General features: G+C 62.6%; 16 protein-coding genes. 8 read left to right on the plus strand and 8 right to left on the minus strand.

The features are described 5' to 3' along the window. Nucleotides 1-3: 3 nt before the first annotated feature. Both GVL52_RS25535 and GVL52_RS25540 read right to left on the minus strand, forming a co-directional pair. The gene (locus GVL52_RS25535) at nucleotides 4-420 is read right to left on the minus strand and encodes a HEPN domain-containing protein (RefSeq protein ID WP_160012237.1); all 417 of its coding nucleotides are present in this window, start codon (nucleotides 418-420) and stop codon (nucleotides 4-6) included. Further along, nucleotides 413-1,075: a helix-turn-helix domain-containing protein gene (locus GVL52_RS25540; protein WP_200847902.1), complete on the minus strand. Its 663-nt coding sequence runs from the start codon at nucleotides 1,073-1,075 to the stop codon at nucleotides 413-415. The genes GVL52_RS25535 and GVL52_RS25540 overlap by 8 nt, the downstream gene beginning before the upstream one ends. 241 nt (nucleotides 1,076-1,316) lie before the next feature. On the opposite strand from GVL52_RS25540, the gene GVL52_RS25545 reads away from it, so the two are divergent. The 5 genes from GVL52_RS25545 (at nucleotide 1,317) to GVL52_RS25565 (ending at nucleotide 6,183) form a co-directional block, all read left to right on the plus strand. Then, complete coding sequence (locus tag GVL52_RS25545; protein WP_160012238.1) at nucleotides 1,317-2,576, plus strand: COG4223 family protein; 1,260 nt, start codon at nucleotides 1,317-1,319, stop codon at nucleotides 2,574-2,576. Between the two features lie 4 nt (nucleotides 2,577-2,580). After that, nucleotides 2,581-4,260, plus strand: a complete 1,680-nt coding sequence (locus tag GVL52_RS25550; RefSeq protein WP_160012239.1) for a heme biosynthesis protein HemY — start codon at nucleotides 2,581-2,583, stop codon at nucleotides 4,258-4,260. 15 nt (nucleotides 4,261-4,275) lie between these two features. Further along, a complete protein-coding gene (locus GVL52_RS25555) occupies nucleotides 4,276-4,761 on the plus strand; it encodes a TerB family tellurite resistance protein (protein WP_160012240.1) in 486 nt (161 codons plus the stop codon). Beyond that, nucleotides 4,751-5,554 (plus strand): glutamine amidotransferase, encoded by an 804-nt coding sequence (locus tag GVL52_RS25560; protein ID WP_160012241.1) that lies wholly within the window; start codon nucleotides 4,751-4,753, stop codon nucleotides 5,552-5,554. Before GVL52_RS25555 ends, GVL52_RS25560 begins: the two co-directional genes overlap by 11 nt. Before the next feature lie 143 nt (nucleotides 5,555-5,697). Further along, nucleotides 5,698-6,183 carry a RidA family protein gene (locus GVL52_RS25565; RefSeq protein ID WP_160012242.1) on the plus strand — a complete coding sequence of 162 codons (486 nt, stop codon included), beginning with the start codon at nucleotides 5,698-5,700 and terminating at the stop codon, nucleotides 6,181-6,183. A gap of 248 nt (nucleotides 6,184-6,431) precedes the next feature. On the opposite strand, the gene GVL52_RS25570 is transcribed toward GVL52_RS25565, so the two are convergent. Further along, a complete protein-coding gene (locus tag GVL52_RS25570) occupies nucleotides 6,432-7,679 on the minus strand; it encodes an MFS transporter (RefSeq protein ID WP_160012243.1) in 1,248 nt (415 codons plus the stop codon). Nucleotides 7,680-7,818: 139 nt separating this feature from the next. On the opposite strand from GVL52_RS25570, the gene GVL52_RS25575 reads away from it, so the two are divergent. Both GVL52_RS25575 and GVL52_RS25580 read left to right on the plus strand, forming a co-directional pair. Beyond that, nucleotides 7,819-8,109 (plus strand): YggT family protein, encoded by a 291-nt coding sequence (locus tag GVL52_RS25575; RefSeq protein ID WP_160012244.1) that lies wholly within the window; start codon nucleotides 7,819-7,821, stop codon nucleotides 8,107-8,109. Next, nucleotides 8,106-8,420 carry a DUF167 domain-containing protein gene (locus tag GVL52_RS25580; protein ID WP_160012245.1) on the plus strand — a complete coding sequence of 105 codons (315 nt, stop codon included), beginning with the start codon at nucleotides 8,106-8,108 and terminating at the stop codon, nucleotides 8,418-8,420. The genes GVL52_RS25575 and GVL52_RS25580 overlap by 4 nt, the downstream gene beginning before the upstream one ends. On the opposite strand, the gene ppa is transcribed toward GVL52_RS25580, so the two are convergent. From ppa to GVL52_RS25600, 4 genes are all read right to left on the minus strand, one after another. Next, the gene (ppa, locus tag GVL52_RS25585; RefSeq protein WP_160012246.1) at nucleotides 8,421-8,957 is read right to left on the minus strand and encodes an inorganic diphosphatase; all 537 of its coding nucleotides are present in this window, start codon (nucleotides 8,955-8,957) and stop codon (nucleotides 8,421-8,423) included. Nucleotides 8,958-9,097: 140 nt separating this feature from the next. Further along, nucleotides 9,098-9,604 (minus strand): GNAT family N-acetyltransferase, encoded by a 507-nt coding sequence (locus GVL52_RS25590; protein WP_160012247.1) that lies wholly within the window; start codon nucleotides 9,602-9,604, stop codon nucleotides 9,098-9,100. A gap of 205 nt (nucleotides 9,605-9,809) precedes the next feature. Continuing rightward, nucleotides 9,810-11,627, minus strand: coding sequence for a translational GTPase TypA (typA, locus tag GVL52_RS25595; RefSeq protein ID WP_160012248.1), 1,818 nt, complete (start codon nucleotides 11,625-11,627; stop codon nucleotides 9,810-9,812). 280 nt (nucleotides 11,628-11,907) lie between these two features. Beyond that, on the minus strand, nucleotides 11,908-13,995 hold the full coding sequence (locus GVL52_RS25600; RefSeq protein WP_160012249.1) for a M3 family metallopeptidase: 2,088 nt from the start codon (nucleotides 13,993-13,995) through the stop codon (nucleotides 11,908-11,910). A gap of 227 nt (nucleotides 13,996-14,222) precedes the next feature. Between GVL52_RS25600 and GVL52_RS25605 the strand changes: the two genes are divergently transcribed. After that, complete coding sequence (locus GVL52_RS25605; RefSeq protein ID WP_160012250.1) at nucleotides 14,223-14,654, plus strand: hypothetical protein; 432 nt, start codon at nucleotides 14,223-14,225, stop codon at nucleotides 14,652-14,654. 21 nt (nucleotides 14,655-14,675) lie between these two features. Here the strand turns inward: GVL52_RS25605 and GVL52_RS25610 are convergent. Continuing rightward, nucleotides 14,676-15,232: LysE family translocator (locus GVL52_RS25610; RefSeq protein WP_160012251.1), on the minus strand; the 557-nt coding region annotated here is incomplete at its 5' end.

Here is a 15,232-nt window from a genome sequence, read left to right on the forward strand (position 1 = left end):
TCTTCATTTCAAAAGTTGCGTTTCGGCCCAGGCAACGAACTCCTCCAGCCGTTCCAGCGCGCGCTCCGCGTCATCACGCGATTTTGAGCGCGATCCATACTGAACCTCATCCTTCTGATCGAGAAGTGCCTTGAGAATAGCCTCCTGGCGGTTTGGTAGTTCGTTGCCAAGCACCGCGCGAAGAAGTTTGACAACCGCACCATGATCACCCTGACTGATCTCTCCCCGATATTTCGCCGTGATGGCGTCGGCATAGGCAATCGCGCAGTTGATGACCGTCGAGATGGACGGGTTTCCGATATCGCCGACATCCGCCCACGCATTGCTGTTGCGGGCATCCTTGCGATAGCCGCGGGCCACGACGAGCCGACCCGAGACATAGGCGGCATCCTTCTTCTTGGTGGAGCGGGTCCTAGCCATGCGCCGCAATCCCGCTCAACGCCGTAAGTTCATCTGGCCGTTTGCCCGACAACACGATCGCATCATTGACCGCGTTCGACCACCACGGGTCGCGATCACGGGCAAGGCGAGCGACATCGCCCATGTCGAGGCCAACGACACTGGCGAGAAAACCGAGCCGCTCGGATTGGTCGGCAAGGCGAGATCGAACAACCTCGACAACCGTCGACAGATCATCGGCGTCGGCGATCACACCGACATCGAGATCGCTTCCCAGTCGATCGTCTCCGCGGGCGGCGCTGCCGTATACCCACAAGCTTTTGACGCGATCTTCTTGATCACCGACACTCATGCGTACAGCCTCGAGAATCGCCGCGAAACGGTTGCTCTCGGCTGCAAACAGGCTTTCGATTTCACGACGAAGATAGTGTTCGCCATTCAGGCGATAGAGACGGCTGTAACCCGATCCCTCCACCGATACGACACCTGTCTCGCCAAGCGAGAGAAGGCCGAGGCGGGTGCTGCTTTTCGACAGGCCGGCGCGCAGGCTGATGTCTGAACTGGAAAGCAACCCACCGTGGCGGGCAAGCACGCGCAACACCCGAACGTTCGAATCGACCCCGAAAATGCGATCGAGCGGATTTCGGATTGCGCTCTGTGCGATTGTTCTGGCCATGGATCACCGACAGTTCCACATCGAACCGATTGCTTTGATAACAGCGCAATCGGTTCAATATTAAATTGATCGATCCATTATTAATCCAATTCTGTCTTTTGAGCAATGCAGCCCTGGAGAACGCTCATCAAGGAAAATTCGGGCGGCGATGACGGTACGGTTGCGCAAATTTCATCTGGCCTCTTTCCTTCACCGGCATCACTGACTACTTTCGAACCAATGCAGGAATGAAGAGGGTCTCATGGCACCAGGAAATCCACCACGCCATTCGAAGAGCACCGATGCGCCGGTCACCATTGACCTGGATGCGCAGGAGATTGCCTCTGAACGCGATGCCCCAAAGGACGTCCCGCCGGCTGCCGAACCGGAGCCGGTGACAGCAGAGGCAACGCCCGAGCCCCCTGAACCGGTCATTGAAGAACAACCCGTCTTTGCAGAGGATAAGGCGTCCGAAGCCGAGCAACCGCCCTATAGTCACGCCCCGGAACCCGTCGATCCGGTTGTCGAACAGCCGCGCCAGCAGGCCAACACCTCGGGCCTGATCGCTGCCGGCATCGTCGGCGGCCTGATTGCCCTTCTCGGCGCCGGCGCCATCCAGTATGCCGGTTTCCTGCCGGGCCCGTCTGCGCCGCAAACAGCTTCGCCGGAGATCGCCAATCTCTCCAGCGAGATCGACGGCCTCAAGCAGTCGGTCGCCAATCTCGCCGCCGCTCCACCCAATGCTGCCCCGATCGACGACACGCTGGCCAAGCGCATCTCGGCGCTTGAGATCGCCGCCAAGGCGCCGCAAGCCGCCTCGACCGGCGCCGACAGCGCCACCGTCGATGCTCTGAACCAGAAGATATCCAGCCTCACCGGCGAACTCGACCAGCTGCGCGGCGCCGTCACCCAGGCGACCGATCAGCGCGCCTCCAGCGGCGCCGAAATCGAGCAGCGCCTGACCGAGGCCGAAAAGAAGCTCAACGAACCGCGCCAGGACGTCGCCGTCGCCAAGGCGATTGCGGCCGCCGCCCTGAAGGCCGCGATCGATCGCGGCGGTCCCTTCGTCGCCGAACTCGACACCTTCGCCGGCGTCTCGCCGGATGATCCCGTCGCTACCGACCTGCGCAGCTTCGCCGAAACCGGCGTGCCCTCGCGCGCCGAGCTGATCCGCCAGGTCCCCGACGTCGCGACCTCGATCATCGACAGCGTCAACAAGACCGATCCGAACCAGAGCTGGTCCGACCGGCTGATGGTCAGCGCCAAGTCGCTGGTCAAGGTCCGTCCGGTCGGCAACATCGAGGGCGACAGCGTCGAGGCGATTGCCGCGCGCATGGAAGACAAGGTGAAGAACGGCGACCTGCCGGGCGCCGCCACCGAATGGAACACGCTGCCGGCCGACGCCAAGCAGGCGTCCGCCGCCTTCAAGCAGTCGCTGGAAGCCCGCATCCGCGTGGAAGAGCTGGTCGGCAGTGCGCTGTCGAAAGCTGTCTCCGGCACCGGCACCGGCAAGGAGGGCTGAGGATATGGTCAGGCTCGTCGTCTTCGCGCTTCTCGTTCTCGCCCTCGGCTATGGCTTTGCCTGGCTGGCAGACCGCCCCGGCGATCTGTCGCTGATCTGGGAAGGCCAGCTCTACCAGACCCGCCTCATCGTTGCCGCCACCGCCATTATCGCGCTGATCGCGCTTGTGATGGTCGGCTGGTGGCTGGTGCGGGTGATCTGGACCTCGCCGCACTCCGTCACCCGCTATTTTCGCGCCCGCAAGCGTGACCGTGGCTACCAGGCGCTCTCCACCGGCCTGATCGCCGCCGGCGCCGGCAATGCGCTGATGGCCCGCAAGATGGCCGCCCGCTCGCGCGGCCTGATCCGCGCCGACCAAGAACCGCTGATTGCCCTGCTCGAAGCCCAGGCCGCCCTGATCGAAGGCCGCCACGACGAGGCCCGCGCCAAGTTCGAGGCGATGGCCAACGATCCTGAGACCCGCGAACTCGGCCTGCGCGGCCTCTATCTCGAGGCCAGGCGCCTCGGCGCCAACGAAGCCGCCCGCCAATATGCCGAAAGGGCCGCCGACAACGCGCCCTATCTCCCCTGGGCCGCCCAGGCGACGCTCGAATACCGCAGCCAGTCCGGCCGCTGGGACGACGCCATCCGCCTGCTCGAACAGCAGAAGGCCGCCCGCGTCATCGACAAGGCCGAAGCCGACCGCCTTCGCGCCGTGCTGCTCACCGCTCGCGCCACCGAAAAGCTGGAAAACGATCCGGCCGGTGCCCGCGACGACGCCACCCATGCGCTAAAACTGTCGGCCGATTTCGAGCCCGCCGCGATCATCGCCGCCAAGGCGCTGTTCCGCGAAGACAAGCTGCGCAAGGCCGCATCGATTCTCGAGCAGGCGTGGAAGACCAGCCCGCATCCCGAGATCGGCAGCACCTATGTCCGCGCCCGCAGCGGCGATTCCACCGCCGACCGGCTGAAGCGCGCCGAGAAGCTGGAGAACATACGGCCGAACAACATCGAATCGCTTTTGGTCGTGGCCCAGGCCGCCCTCGATGCCCAGGACTTTGCCAAGGCCCGCACCAAGGCCGAAGCCGCCGCCCGCATCGAGCCGCGCGAGGCAGCCTTCCTGCTGCTTGCCGATATCGAAGAGGCCGAGACCGGCGACCAGGGCCGCATCCGCCACTGGCTCGCCCAGGCGCTGAAGGCACCGCGCGATCCGGCCTGGGTGGCAGATGGCTACGTCTCCGACAAATGGCTGCCGCTGTCGCCGATCTCGGGCAAGCTCGACGCCTTCGTATGGAAGGCACCGTTCGGGCAGGTCGAAGGCCCGGTCGAGGACGGCACAGCGATCACCATCGACACGGCGCTCAAAAGCCTGCCGCCGGTGCGCGAGGTCCGGCCCGAAAGCGGCGCCAACGACCACCGCGTCATCGAGCTGGAGCGTGCCGCCACCATCGCCAGGGCCGCGCGGCCGGTCGATGAACCGGTCGTTGCGCCAAAGCAGCCGGTCAAGCAGGCACAGCCAATTGCATCGCCCGCGCCAACGCCGGCAACATCGCCGGCACCATCACCCGCACCGGGACCAACGCCGGCGAGACAGACATCAGACACACCAGAACCACGCCCCTTCTTCGGTGGATTGCCGGATGATCCGGGCGTCCGCAACAAATCGGCAGAGCCTGAACCCAAGACACGGCTTCGCCTCTTCTAGACAGACAGGACCCGTATGTTTGAACGCTTCCAGGCTTTTTTCCAGAACCTGACCACCGACAGTTCCAAGAGCGCCTTTGCCCCTGACGACCCCCGCATTGCGGTGGCCGCTCTCTGTATGCAAGTGATGGAGGCCGACGGCCAGATCAAGGACAGCGAGAAGAAGCGTCTTCGCAAGCTGCTCAAGGACCAGTACGGCCTCGACGGCAAGCAGCTCGACGCGCTGATCGCCGCCGGCCAGGAGGCCGAGAGCGATGCGGTCGACTACTATCGCTTCACCTCGGACCTGAAGCGCCACCTCGACACCGAACAGCGCCTCGAGCTGATCGGCATCCTCTGGGACATCGTCTATGCCGATGGCGAGCGCAGCGAGATGGAAGACGACGCCATCTGGCGCATCGCCGAGCTGCTCGGCGTCTCCGCCCGCGAGCGCATCCAGCAGCGTCAGGCAGCCGCCAAGCGCGTCACCGGCGTCCCTGTGGTGCAAGACGATGCCGACTGACAGTCTACCCGGTGACAGTCTACCCGCTGCCGAACAACCCGTTGGCAGTATCGCCGGCGAGCCGAAGCGACCGATCCTGATCGTCCTGCATCAGGAACGCTCCAGCCCCGGCCGCGTCGGCCAGCTGCTGATCGAGAAGGGCTATCCGCTCGATATCCGTCGGCCGGTGCTCGGCAACACGCTGCCGGCAACGCTGTCCGAGCATGCCGGCGCCGTGGTTTTCGGCGGGCCGATGAGCGCCAACGACCCCGACGATTTCGTCAAGGCCGAGATCAACTGGCTGAACGTGCCGTTGAAGGAAAAGCGCCCGCTGCTCGGCATCTGCCTCGGCGCCCAGATGCTGGTGCGCCAGCTCGGCGGCAAGGTGCAGGCCAATCCGCAAGGGCTGAGCGAGATCGGCTGGTATCCGCTGCGCTCCACCGACAAGGGCCGTCGGCTGATCCGCTGGCCGAAGATGGTCTATCACTTCCACAGCGAAGGTTTCGACCTGCCGCACGGCGCCGATCTCCTGGCCGAAGGCGATGTCTACAGGAACCAGGCCTTCCGCTATGGCGACCACGCCTTTGGCCTGCAGTTCCACGCCGAACTGACGCGGGCGATGATGCACCGCTGGGTCGTCCACGGCGCCCACCGCTTCATCCTGCCCAACGCCCAGCAGGGCCGCGAGCACCTCGAAGGCCGCATGCTGTTCGACGCGCCGCTGCGGGCCTGGCTCGACGAATTCCTCGATCTGGTGTTCGAGGGCAAGCCGGCAAAAACCGCTTCTCTCGGCAAGGCCATGCTCTCGGCGTAGATGCGCCCGGCACCTGATCGTGCTATCATCGGCAACGCCTCATCAGGCGGCATGTCGATAGCAGAAACGAGGTTCCGATCCACGATCCGGCCGAACGGTTGCGCAATGCGCAGCAGTGACCGCAGCCATGTCAGGGGAACAGCATGTCGAACTATGAACAGAAGCTTGTCTCGATGGGCCTGGTCCTGCCCCAGCCCCTGAAACTGCCGTCCCACATGACGCTGCCGTTTCCCTGGGTGAACGTGCGCGGCGACCGCGCCTACATCTCCGGCCACGGCCCGCAGAACCCCGACGGCTCGCCTGCCGGCCCCTTCGGCGCGGTCGGCGACAATGTCTCGGTGGAAGATGCCCACGCCTCGGCCCGCAAGGCAGCCCTGGCCGTGCTCGGCAGCCTGAAGCGCGAACTCGGCAGTCTCGACCGCATCACCGGCTGGTGCCGGGTGTTCGGCATGGTCAACTGCGCCCCGCGCTTCGCCAATCCGCCGGCCGTGATCAACGGCTTCACCGAGCTGATCATCGAGGTCTTCGGCCACGAGGTCGGCAACCACGCCCGCTCGGCAATCGGCGTCGCCGGTCTGCCGCTCAACTTTCCGGTGGAGATCGAGGCCGAGGTGATGATTTCGGGGTGAGAGTACGAACGAGAGGCAAGCAGGCCCTCTTCAGGCAGCGCCGTGTGGCCTCCTTCTCCCCGGTGCAACGTGTTGCACCTGAACCCTTCGGGCCATCTTCTCCCCGTTGGGGCGAAGGGGAGATCAGCGCGAGCGGCCAACCGCAAGTCTCTTCTCCCCAACCGGGAGAAGGTGCCGGCAGGCGGATGAGGGGGCCACCAACCAATGCCGGCCATCTTTACGTGCCAGGGCCTTGGCTTTCTTGCCACTCAGGCAGACGTTGCCCGCTCCGGCGCATCCAGCGCATCGATCCTGCGCAACTGCGGAAAACTCGTCGCCCAGATCGCTGCCACCGCCAGCGTGCCGATGCCGCCGATGATCACCGCCGGCACCGCACCGAACACATGCGCCATCGTGCCCGCGCGAAACTCGCCAAGCTCGTTCGAGGCGCCGACGAACACCATGTTGACGGCATTGACCCGGCCGCGCAGATGATCCGGCGTCCACAGCGCGATCAGGCTCTCGCGGACATAGACCGACACCATGTCGGCTGCCCCCATCAGCACCAGCGCTGCGATCGACAGCTCGACATGGGTCGACAGGCCGAAGACGATGGTGCCGAGGCCGAACAGGGCGACGCCGATGAACATGTAGACGCCGGCCCGGTGCTTCAACGGATAGGTGGCGAGCAGCACCGCCATGACGATGGCGCCGAGACCCGGCGCCGAGCGCAGCAGGCCGAGCCCCCAGGGGCCGAGCGTCAGGATATCGCGGGCAAAGATCGGCATCAGCGCCGTGGCGCCGCCGAGCAGCACCGCGAACAGATCGAGCGAGATCGCCCCCAGCACCACCTTTTCCGTGCGGATGAACTTGAAGCCGCCGAGGATCATGTCCCAGCTCTTCGCCTCGCCCGTGGTCTTCTGTGCCGGCTTCGGGATGGTGTAGAGCAGGGCTGCACCCAACCCGGCGAAGATGACGGCAATCGTATAGGCGGTATGCGCATTGATACCGTAGAGCAGACCGCCGAGCACGGGACCGGTGATCGCTGCCAGTTGCCAGGACGACGAGTTCCAGGCGATCGCATTCGACAGGTCCTGCGCCGGCACCAGGTTCGGCGCCAGCGATTGCACCGCCGGCGACATGAAGGCGCGTTCGATGCCGAACACCAGGAGCACGCCGAACACCGGGATCGGCGAAAACGTGCCCGTCATCGTCATCGCCAGCAGCGCCAGCGTGCACAGCGCCGCCACCAGCGAGCACACCGAGGCGATGGCGCGGCGATTGTAGCGATCGGCAACCGAACCGGTCACCAGGATCAGCAGAAGCGACGGCAGGAACTGCACCAGCCCGATCAGGCCGAGATAGATGGCGCTGCCCGTCTGGTCGTACATCTGCCAGCCGACCGCGACGCTGACGATCTGCTGCGAAAACGAAAGCAGGAAGCGCGCGAAGAAGAACCGGGTGTAGGAAGCGTGCCGGAACGCCGCAAACCGGTCGCCATGGGCTGAAATCGACATGGGATCTTTCCAAGGAACGGGCGGAAAATAGCTGCGAGGCGCGCCCGTTAAACATGATTGACCATGTGTTTACACACGGCTCTTGCCGGTTTAGTCGCCAATGTCTACATGTCTGTCAACAACGAACTTGGAGACTGCGATGATTGCGCTTTTTCAAACCATTGATTTGGCTTTGAATCTTTACACCTGGGTCCTGATTGGCAGTGCCATTTTCTCCTGGCTCTATGCGTTCAACGTCATCAATTCCAGCAACCAGTTCGTCAATTCGGTGGGGATGTTCCTGTTCAACGTCACCGAACCGGTGCTGCGCCCGATCCGGCGCGTGCTGCCGAACCTCGGCGGCATCGACATTTCGCCGATCGTGCTGCTCCTGATCATCTTCTTCATCCGCTCGTTCATGTGGAACACCATCGTCCCGATGGTGGTGTGAGCCGACCCTACCAGGTCTTTGCAGATCATATCGTTCTCGCTGTCCGGCTGACGCCGAACGGCGGGCGCGATCATGTCGATGGGCTGGAACTGGATGCCGATGGCCGCGCGCATCTGAAGGTGCGCGTCTCGGTCGTTCCCGAGAAGGGCAAGGCCAACAAGGCGCTGATCGCACTTGTGGCCAAATCTTGCGGCCTGCCCAAATCGTCCGTCAGCCTCGTCTCAGGCGATACGTCGCGTAAAAAAATCCTCCGGATCGATGCCGAGCCGGAGGATGTGATCAGAAAACTGGATCTGCTTCTCGGCCTGTGATCAGGCCTTTTCGTTCTTGGCGCGTTCGATCGCCTCGAGGATCAGTTCGCCGGCTTCCTTGGCATCGCCCCAGCCGTAGATCTTCACCCACTTGCCGGGCTCCAGATCCTTGTAGTGCTGGAAGAAGTGCTCGATCTGCTTCAGCGAGATCTCAGGCAGGTCGGTGTAGTCCTTGACCTTGTCGTAGCGCATCGTCAGCTTTGGCGACGGCACGGCGATGATCTTCTCGTCCTTGCCGGAATTGTCTTCCATCTTCAAGACGCCGATCGGGCGCACGTTGATGACGCAGCCAGGCACCAGCGGACGGGTGCTGGCGATCAGCACGTCGATCGGGTCGCCATCCTCGGACAGCGTGTGCGGCACGAAGCCGTAGTTACCCGGATAGGTCATTGGTGTGTAGAGGAAACGGTCGACGACGAGAGTGCCGGCTTCCTTGTCCATCTCGTACTTGATCGGGTGGCCGCCAACTGGCACTTCAACGATGACGTTGACGTCTTCAGGTGGGTTCTTGCCAATGGAAATGGCGTCGATGCGCATGCGTATACTCCCGCGACGTGAATGTTGGCAGCCAGATAATCGGATTCCTGCCGCGAAGCAACACGCCACGTCAGCCAACACCTATGATAGTTTTATGATCTAAGCTGCAGCGTGCCGGAAAAACGAGCAAACCGCGACAATCAGTTCCAGATGAAACCGATTTTCTTCAGCGGCTTCTGGTCGAAGGTCTCGGTGCCCTCGCAGTAATCGACACCGCCATGGCCGCGATAGAACTCCGCGCCATTTTCGTTCTCTTCCAGGCACCAGACCACCAGGCCCTTGCAGCCGAGCGATTTCAGCAGCCGCTGCGCCTCGGTGAACAGCATGTGGCCGAGGCCGATGCCCTGATACTCGGGACGCAGGTAAAGCTCGTAGATCTCGCCTTCCTGCGGCAGCGCCCGCGCCCGGTTGAGGCCAAGGGTCGCATAACCGGCAACGACGCCGGCAACATCGAGAACCAGAAGCGTCGCCGGCCCACGCGTTGCCTTGCGCCACCAGCTCTCGCCACGGCGCTCGACCATCTGCGTCAGCGCCTTGTGCGGAATAATGCCGGAATAGGTCTGCTTCCACGCAAGCCGATGCACCTCCGATATAGCTCGGGAATCATGCGGCTCAGCCCGCCGAACATCGATCGACAACGTTTTCATAACGCTTACTCTGGCCCGGTCGCGGACAATTAACCATATGCATCAACACATTATGGCTCCATTGCCCACAGGCTTAACATGTGGACGACGGCTGAAATTTAACGCTTTTTTAACTATTGCGACAAGAAGGATTCGACGCAGCACACAAAATAAAAACCCCGGCACGATGGCCGGGGTTTCATGATCGGATCAGAACTTGTCTGGATCAGGCCGACTTGGCCTTGCCGAAGCGCTTGCGATCGTTCGCATCGAGATACATCTTGCGCAGACGGATCGACTTCGGCGTCACTTCCATCAGCTCGTCGTCCTGGATCCAGGAGAGAGCGCGGTCGAGCGTCATGCGGATCGGCGGCGTCAGCTTGACGGCTTCGTCCTTGTTGACCGAACGAATGTTGGTCAGCTGCTTGCCCTTGAGAACGTTGACTTCAAGGTCGTTGTCGCGCGAGTGGATGCCGATGATCATGCCCATGTAGACCTTCTCGCCGGGCTCGATCATCATCGGGCCGCGATCTTCCAGGTTGAACATGGCATAGGCAACGGCTTCGCCGGGAGCATTGGCCAGCAGAACGCCGTTGGTACGGCCGCCGATTTCGCCCTTGAACGGCTGGTATTCCTTGAACAGACGGTTCATCACGGCGGTGCCGCGCGTGTCGGTCAGCAGTTCCGACTGGTAGCCGATCAGGCCGCGGGTCGGAGCGTTGAACACCAGGCGAACGCGGTTGCCGCCCGAAGGACGCAGCTCGGTCATTTCAGCCTTGCGCTCGGACATCTTCTGAACGACGACGCCGGAATGCTCTTCGTCAACGTCGACGACGACTTCTTCGATCGGCTCCATCAGCTGATCGTTCTCGTCGCGATGCATGACGACGCGCGGACGCGACACGGCCAGCTCGAAGCCTTCGCGGCGCATGGTTTCGATCAGAACGGCAAGCTGCAATTCGCCACGGCCGGACACGTAGAACGAATCCTTGCCTTCGGCTTCTTCGATCTTCAGCGCGACGTTGCCTTCGGCTTCCTTGTAGAGACGGTCACGGATGACGCGCGAGGTCACCTTGTCGCCTTCGGTGCCGGCCAGCGGGCTGTCGTTGACGATGAAGGACATGGTGACGGTCGGCGGATCGATCGGCTGTGCCTTCAGCGCTTCGGTGATCGCAGGATCACAGAAGGTATCGGCAACCGTGCCCTTGGACAGGCCGGCGATGGCGACGATGTCGCCTGCATGTGCTTCTTCGATTGCCGTGCGCTCGATGCCGCGGAAAGCGAGGATCTTCGAGATACGGCCGGTTTCGATCAGCTTGCCATCCTGGCCCAGAACCTTGACGGCCTGGTTCGGCTTGATCGAACCGGAATTGATGCGGCCGGTGATGATGCGGCCGAGGAAGGGGTTGGCTTCCAGAATGGTACCGATCATCGTGAACGGGCCTTCGGCAACCGTCGGCTCGGGAACGTGCTCGAGCACGAGGTCGAGCAGCGGTGCAAGACCCTTGTCCTTCGGGCCTTCAGGCGCAACGTTCATCCAGCCGTCGCGACCCGAACCGTAGAGGATCGGGAAGTCGAGCTGTTCGTCGGTGGCGTCGAGGCTGGCGAACAGGTCGAACACTTCGTTGATGACTTCTTCGTGGCGGCCATCCGGACGGTCGATCTTGTTGATCGCGACGATCGGGCGGAGGCCAACCTTCAGCGCCTTGGAGACGACGAACTTGGTCTGCGGCATCGGGCCTTCAGAGGAGTCGACCAGAACGATCGCGCCATCCACCATCGACAGGATACGCTCGACTTCGCCACCGAAGTCGGCGTGGCCGGGGGTGTCGACGATGTTGATGCGAACGCCCTTCCACTCGACCGAAGTGGCCTTGGCAAGAATCGTGATGCCGCGCTCTTTTTCCAGGTCGTTCGAGTCCATGACGCGTTCTGCAACGCGCTGGTTATCGCGGAACGAGCCCGACTGTTTCAGAAGCTCATCAACCAGGGTCGTCTTGCCATGGTCAACGTGCGCGATAATCGCGATGTTGCGAATTGCCATATGTTCAAATCTCTGAGGCTGGGGCGCCACGCTGGGAGGATGCGCCAATTTCGTTTGGCGGGCTCATACAGTGTTTTTCGCCGTTGTGAAAGGGGGGAGCCCTGAATGATCGGAATGCACGGAAGGAATGCATCGTATTCGCTCGATATGTCAGCGTCGAAAACGACCCGGCATCCAGGACAAATCCGCCGGTCGCTCCCATGGCGCGCCAGCAAGCCGCTTTACACTGCAAGGCAGAGGCGGGTGCCACTTGCGCCAAGCGCACCCGACGGCAGCACCCTCAGCCATCGCTCCCCGAGAGTTCCTCGAACGTCGCCAGCCCGCGCTTGACCAGCATCGCATCCGGGCTCGGCAGCTTGCCGCGGAACGCGATGTAGGCATCCTCCGGATCGATCGACCCACCGACCGAATAGATGTGATCCCGCAATTTCCTGGCCACCTCGCCGTTGAACGCGTCACCCGTCTCCTCGAACGCCGAGAAGGCATCGGCATCGAGCACCTCGGACCACATGTAGGAGTAATACCCGGCCGAATAGCCGCCCGAGAAGATATGCTGGAAATGCGGCGAGGCATGGCGCATCACCATCGCTTTCGGCATGCCGAGATCGGCAAGCACCTGCGCCTGCACCGCCATCGGGTCCTCCACCGTGTCGCGGGTGTGGAACGCCATGTCGACCAGCGCCGACGAGGTGAACTCCACCGTGTTGAAGCCGGAGTTGAAGCTGCGCGCCGCCAGCACCTTGTCGAGCAGCTCCTGCGGCATCGGCGCCCCGGTTTCGAAATGCACCGCATACTGCTTGAGGATTTCAGGCACCGTCAGCCAGTGTTCGTATAGCTGCGACGGCAGTTCGACGAAATCGCGCGGCACGCCGGTGCCCGATACCGAGGGATAGGTCACATCAGACAGCATGCCGTGCAGCGCATGGCCGAACTCGTGGAACAGCGTGCGCGCATCGTCGAGCGACAGCAGCGCCGGCTTGCCTTCGGCAGGTTTCGCAAAGTTGCAGACATTGTAGATGATCGGCAGCTCGCCGGTCTGGCCATTCTTCATCGGCAACTTGTGCTGCGACTGGAACGCGCTCATCCAGGCGCCCGAGCGCTTCGAGCTGCGGGCGAAATAGTCGCCCAGGAACAGCGCCACCAACCTGTCCTCGCGATCGCGGATCTCGAACACCCGAACGTCGGGATGATAGGCGGCAACGCCCTTCTTCTCGACCGCATGGATGCCAAACAGCCGCCCGGCCACGTCGAAGCAGGCATCGATGATCTTCTCGATCTGCAGATAGGATTTCAGCTCGGCCTCGGAGAAATTGAACTTCTGCGCCCGGATCTTCTCGGAATAATACCGCCAGTCCCAGGGCATCACCTCGTGGTTCTTGCCCTCCTCGGTGATCAGCTTTGAGATGTCCGCCTCTTCCTCGCCGGCCCGCTTCACCGCCTTGACCCAGACCTGCTTCAACAGGTCGTTCACCGCCTCCGGCGTCTTCGCCATCGTGTTGTCGAGCTTGATCTCGGCAAAATTGGCATAACCGAGCAGCGCTGCCATCTCGGAGCGCAGCGACAGCAGCTTGGCAATGATGCCGCGATTGTCGGATGGGCCGTCATTGGCGCCACGCGCCACCCAGGCCTTGAACGCCTGTTCGCGCAGATCGCGGCGCTCGGAAAACGTCAGGAACGGCTCGATGATCGAGCGCGACAGCGTCACCGCAAACTTGCCGTCCTCGCCACGCTCGCGCGCCGCAGCCGCCATCGCGTCCTTCAGAAACTCCGGAATGCCGGCGAGATCCGCCTCGTCGGACAGGATCAGCGCCCAGCCCTTCTCGTCGGCCAGCACGTTCTGGCCGAACTGCGTGCCCAGCCCCGCCAGCTGCTCGTTGATGCCGGCAAGCTTCTCCTGTTCGGCCTTCGGCAGCTTGGCGCCCGATTTGACGAAGCCCTTCCAGTGCCGCTCCAGCACCCGTGTCTGCTCCAGCGTCAGGCCGAGGCTGTCGCGCTGTTCCCACAGCGTATCGATGCGGGCAAACAGCGCCGCATTCATGCCGATCTTCGAATAATGCCGCGACATCTTCGGCGAAATATCCCGCTCCAGCGCCTGGATCACATCATTGGTATGCGCACCCGCCCGGTTCCAGAACAGCGACGACACCCGCGACAGCTCGTTGCCGGCAAGCTCCAGCGCCACGACGGTATTCTCGAAGCTCGGCGTCTCGGGATTGTCGGCAATCGCATCGATTTCGCGCTCATGCAGAACAAGCGCTGCATCGAAGGCCGGCGCGAAATCGCCGTCGTTCAACGCATCGAAGCGCGGCAGGCCGTGAAGGCCGTTCCAGTTGACGAGGGCCGGGTTGATTTCTGGTGTGGAAGGCATGCGGACATCCTTTGTGGCAGGCAAGCGGTTCGAGCTGGCAAAGCGTAGGGGCAATATAGGGAGGCTTTGGGGCGATTGGTATTGGTCGGACAGCCGGTAATGCAGCCACCGACACCAGAAGTTGATCACAAGAAATGGTATATAAGAATTAACTATTCGTTAACGATTGACCTTGGTGCACCGCACACGTTATTTTCGACTATCATTTTTACCCGGGGATCCACGCAATGGAAATCACTTCTCTGCGGTTTTCGCCGAACCTGTCGTTTCGCAAGCATTCCGATAATTCTCAATTTACCAATGGCTTGAACGAGACATTCGACCCTGCTGCCAGCGCATTGGCTGCTTTCAAGGTCGATGACATCGCCACCGGCCAGCCGGATTTCGCCGCCATCAGCGCCAGCGAATTGCGCAACCACGCCCGCCAGAGCCTCGACAGCGGCGCGCTCGACCAGAACACCTATGCGGCGATCTCCGAGCCGCTGCCGATGCACACCATCGATCCCTCTGGCAATGTCCTCGACCTCTCCGATGTCACCGACGGCACCAGCTTCAATTTCCGCGATTACTACAAGGACCAGCTGCAGATCGCCATGTCGATCGGCAATCCGCAGACGGTCGAGACCCTGAAATCCGTCGTCAGCTTCCTGGACGACTGATCGACGCTTTCGCGACAGGCCTCAGGCCCGGCGCCAGCCAAGCAGTCCCGGTGCCGCGTGAAACAGCGCCTGCGCCGCAAACCCCATGAACAACACGCCGGAGCAGCGCACGATCAGCCGCTCATGCGACCGGTAGAACCGCCGCACCGCGCCCGTGCCGACGATGGCAATCAGCAGCATGTCGGCAACGATGAAGCCGAGAAACGAGACGGCCAGCAGCACCGGCAGCGTATCGAAGTTCAGCGCGCTGGCAGACCCCGCCACCAGCGCCGTGAACGTCGCCAGCGCCACCGGATAGCCCTTCGGATTGGTGACGCCGAACACCAGCCCGCGGCGAAACGGCCGCTCGACCGTCACCAGCGCCTGCCCGTCTCCCTTCGGTTTCGCCCGGAATGCGTTCCAGCCGATCCAGGCGAGATAGAAGCCGCAGAGCAATCCGAGTGCATCGAACACGAAAGTGCCGATCGTCTTGGCGCCGATGATCGCCACCAGCGCCAGCGCCGCCCACAGCGTATCGCCGACCAGATGCCCGCAGACGAACTGCGCCCCTGCCCGCCGCCCCTGCCCCGCCCCGATGC

Source organism: Rhizobium sp. 18055, assembly GCF_902706285.1.
In the GTDB taxonomy this organism is placed as follows: domain Bacteria; phylum Pseudomonadota; class Alphaproteobacteria; order Rhizobiales; family Rhizobiaceae; genus Rhizobium.

Coding starts and splice junctions, on each gene's coding strand:
- GVL52_RS25590 (WP_160012247.1), bottom strand. CDS start 9,604: ATGAAAACGTTGTCGATCGATGTTCGGCGGGCTGAGCCGCATGATTCC.
- typA (WP_160012248.1), bottom strand. CDS start 11,627: ATGGCAATTCGCAACATCGCGATTATCGCGCACGTTGACCATGGCAAG.
- GVL52_RS25545 (WP_160012238.1), top strand. CDS start 1,317: ATGGCACCAGGAAATCCACCACGCCATTCGAAGAGCACCGATGCGCCG.
- ppa (WP_160012246.1), bottom strand. CDS start 8,957: ATGCGCATCGACGCCATTTCCATTGGCAAGAACCCACCTGAAGACGTC.
- GVL52_RS25560 (WP_160012241.1), top strand. CDS start 4,751: ATGCCGACTGACAGTCTACCCGGTGACAGTCTACCCGCTGCCGAACAA.
- GVL52_RS25555 (WP_160012240.1), top strand. CDS start 4,276: ATGTTTGAACGCTTCCAGGCTTTTTTCCAGAACCTGACCACCGACAGT.
- GVL52_RS25565 (WP_160012242.1), top strand. CDS start 5,698: ATGTCGAACTATGAACAGAAGCTTGTCTCGATGGGCCTGGTCCTGCCC.
- GVL52_RS25570 (WP_160012243.1), bottom strand. CDS start 7,679: ATGTCGATTTCAGCCCATGGCGACCGGTTTGCGGCGTTCCGGCACGCT.
- GVL52_RS25575 (WP_160012244.1), top strand. CDS start 7,819: ATGATTGCGCTTTTTCAAACCATTGATTTGGCTTTGAATCTTTACACC.
- GVL52_RS25605 (WP_160012250.1), top strand. CDS start 14,223: ATGGAAATCACTTCTCTGCGGTTTTCGCCGAACCTGTCGTTTCGCAAG.
- GVL52_RS25600 (WP_160012249.1), bottom strand. CDS start 13,995: ATGCCTTCCACACCAGAAATCAACCCGGCCCTCGTCAACTGGAACGGC.
- GVL52_RS25550 (WP_160012239.1), top strand. CDS start 2,581: ATGGTCAGGCTCGTCGTCTTCGCGCTTCTCGTTCTCGCCCTCGGCTAT.
- GVL52_RS25535 (WP_160012237.1), bottom strand. CDS start 420: ATGGCTAGGACCCGCTCCACCAAGAAGAAGGATGCCGCCTATGTCTCG.
- GVL52_RS25540 (WP_200847902.1), bottom strand. CDS start 1,075: ATGGCCAGAACAATCGCACAGAGCGCAATCCGAAATCCGCTCGATCGC.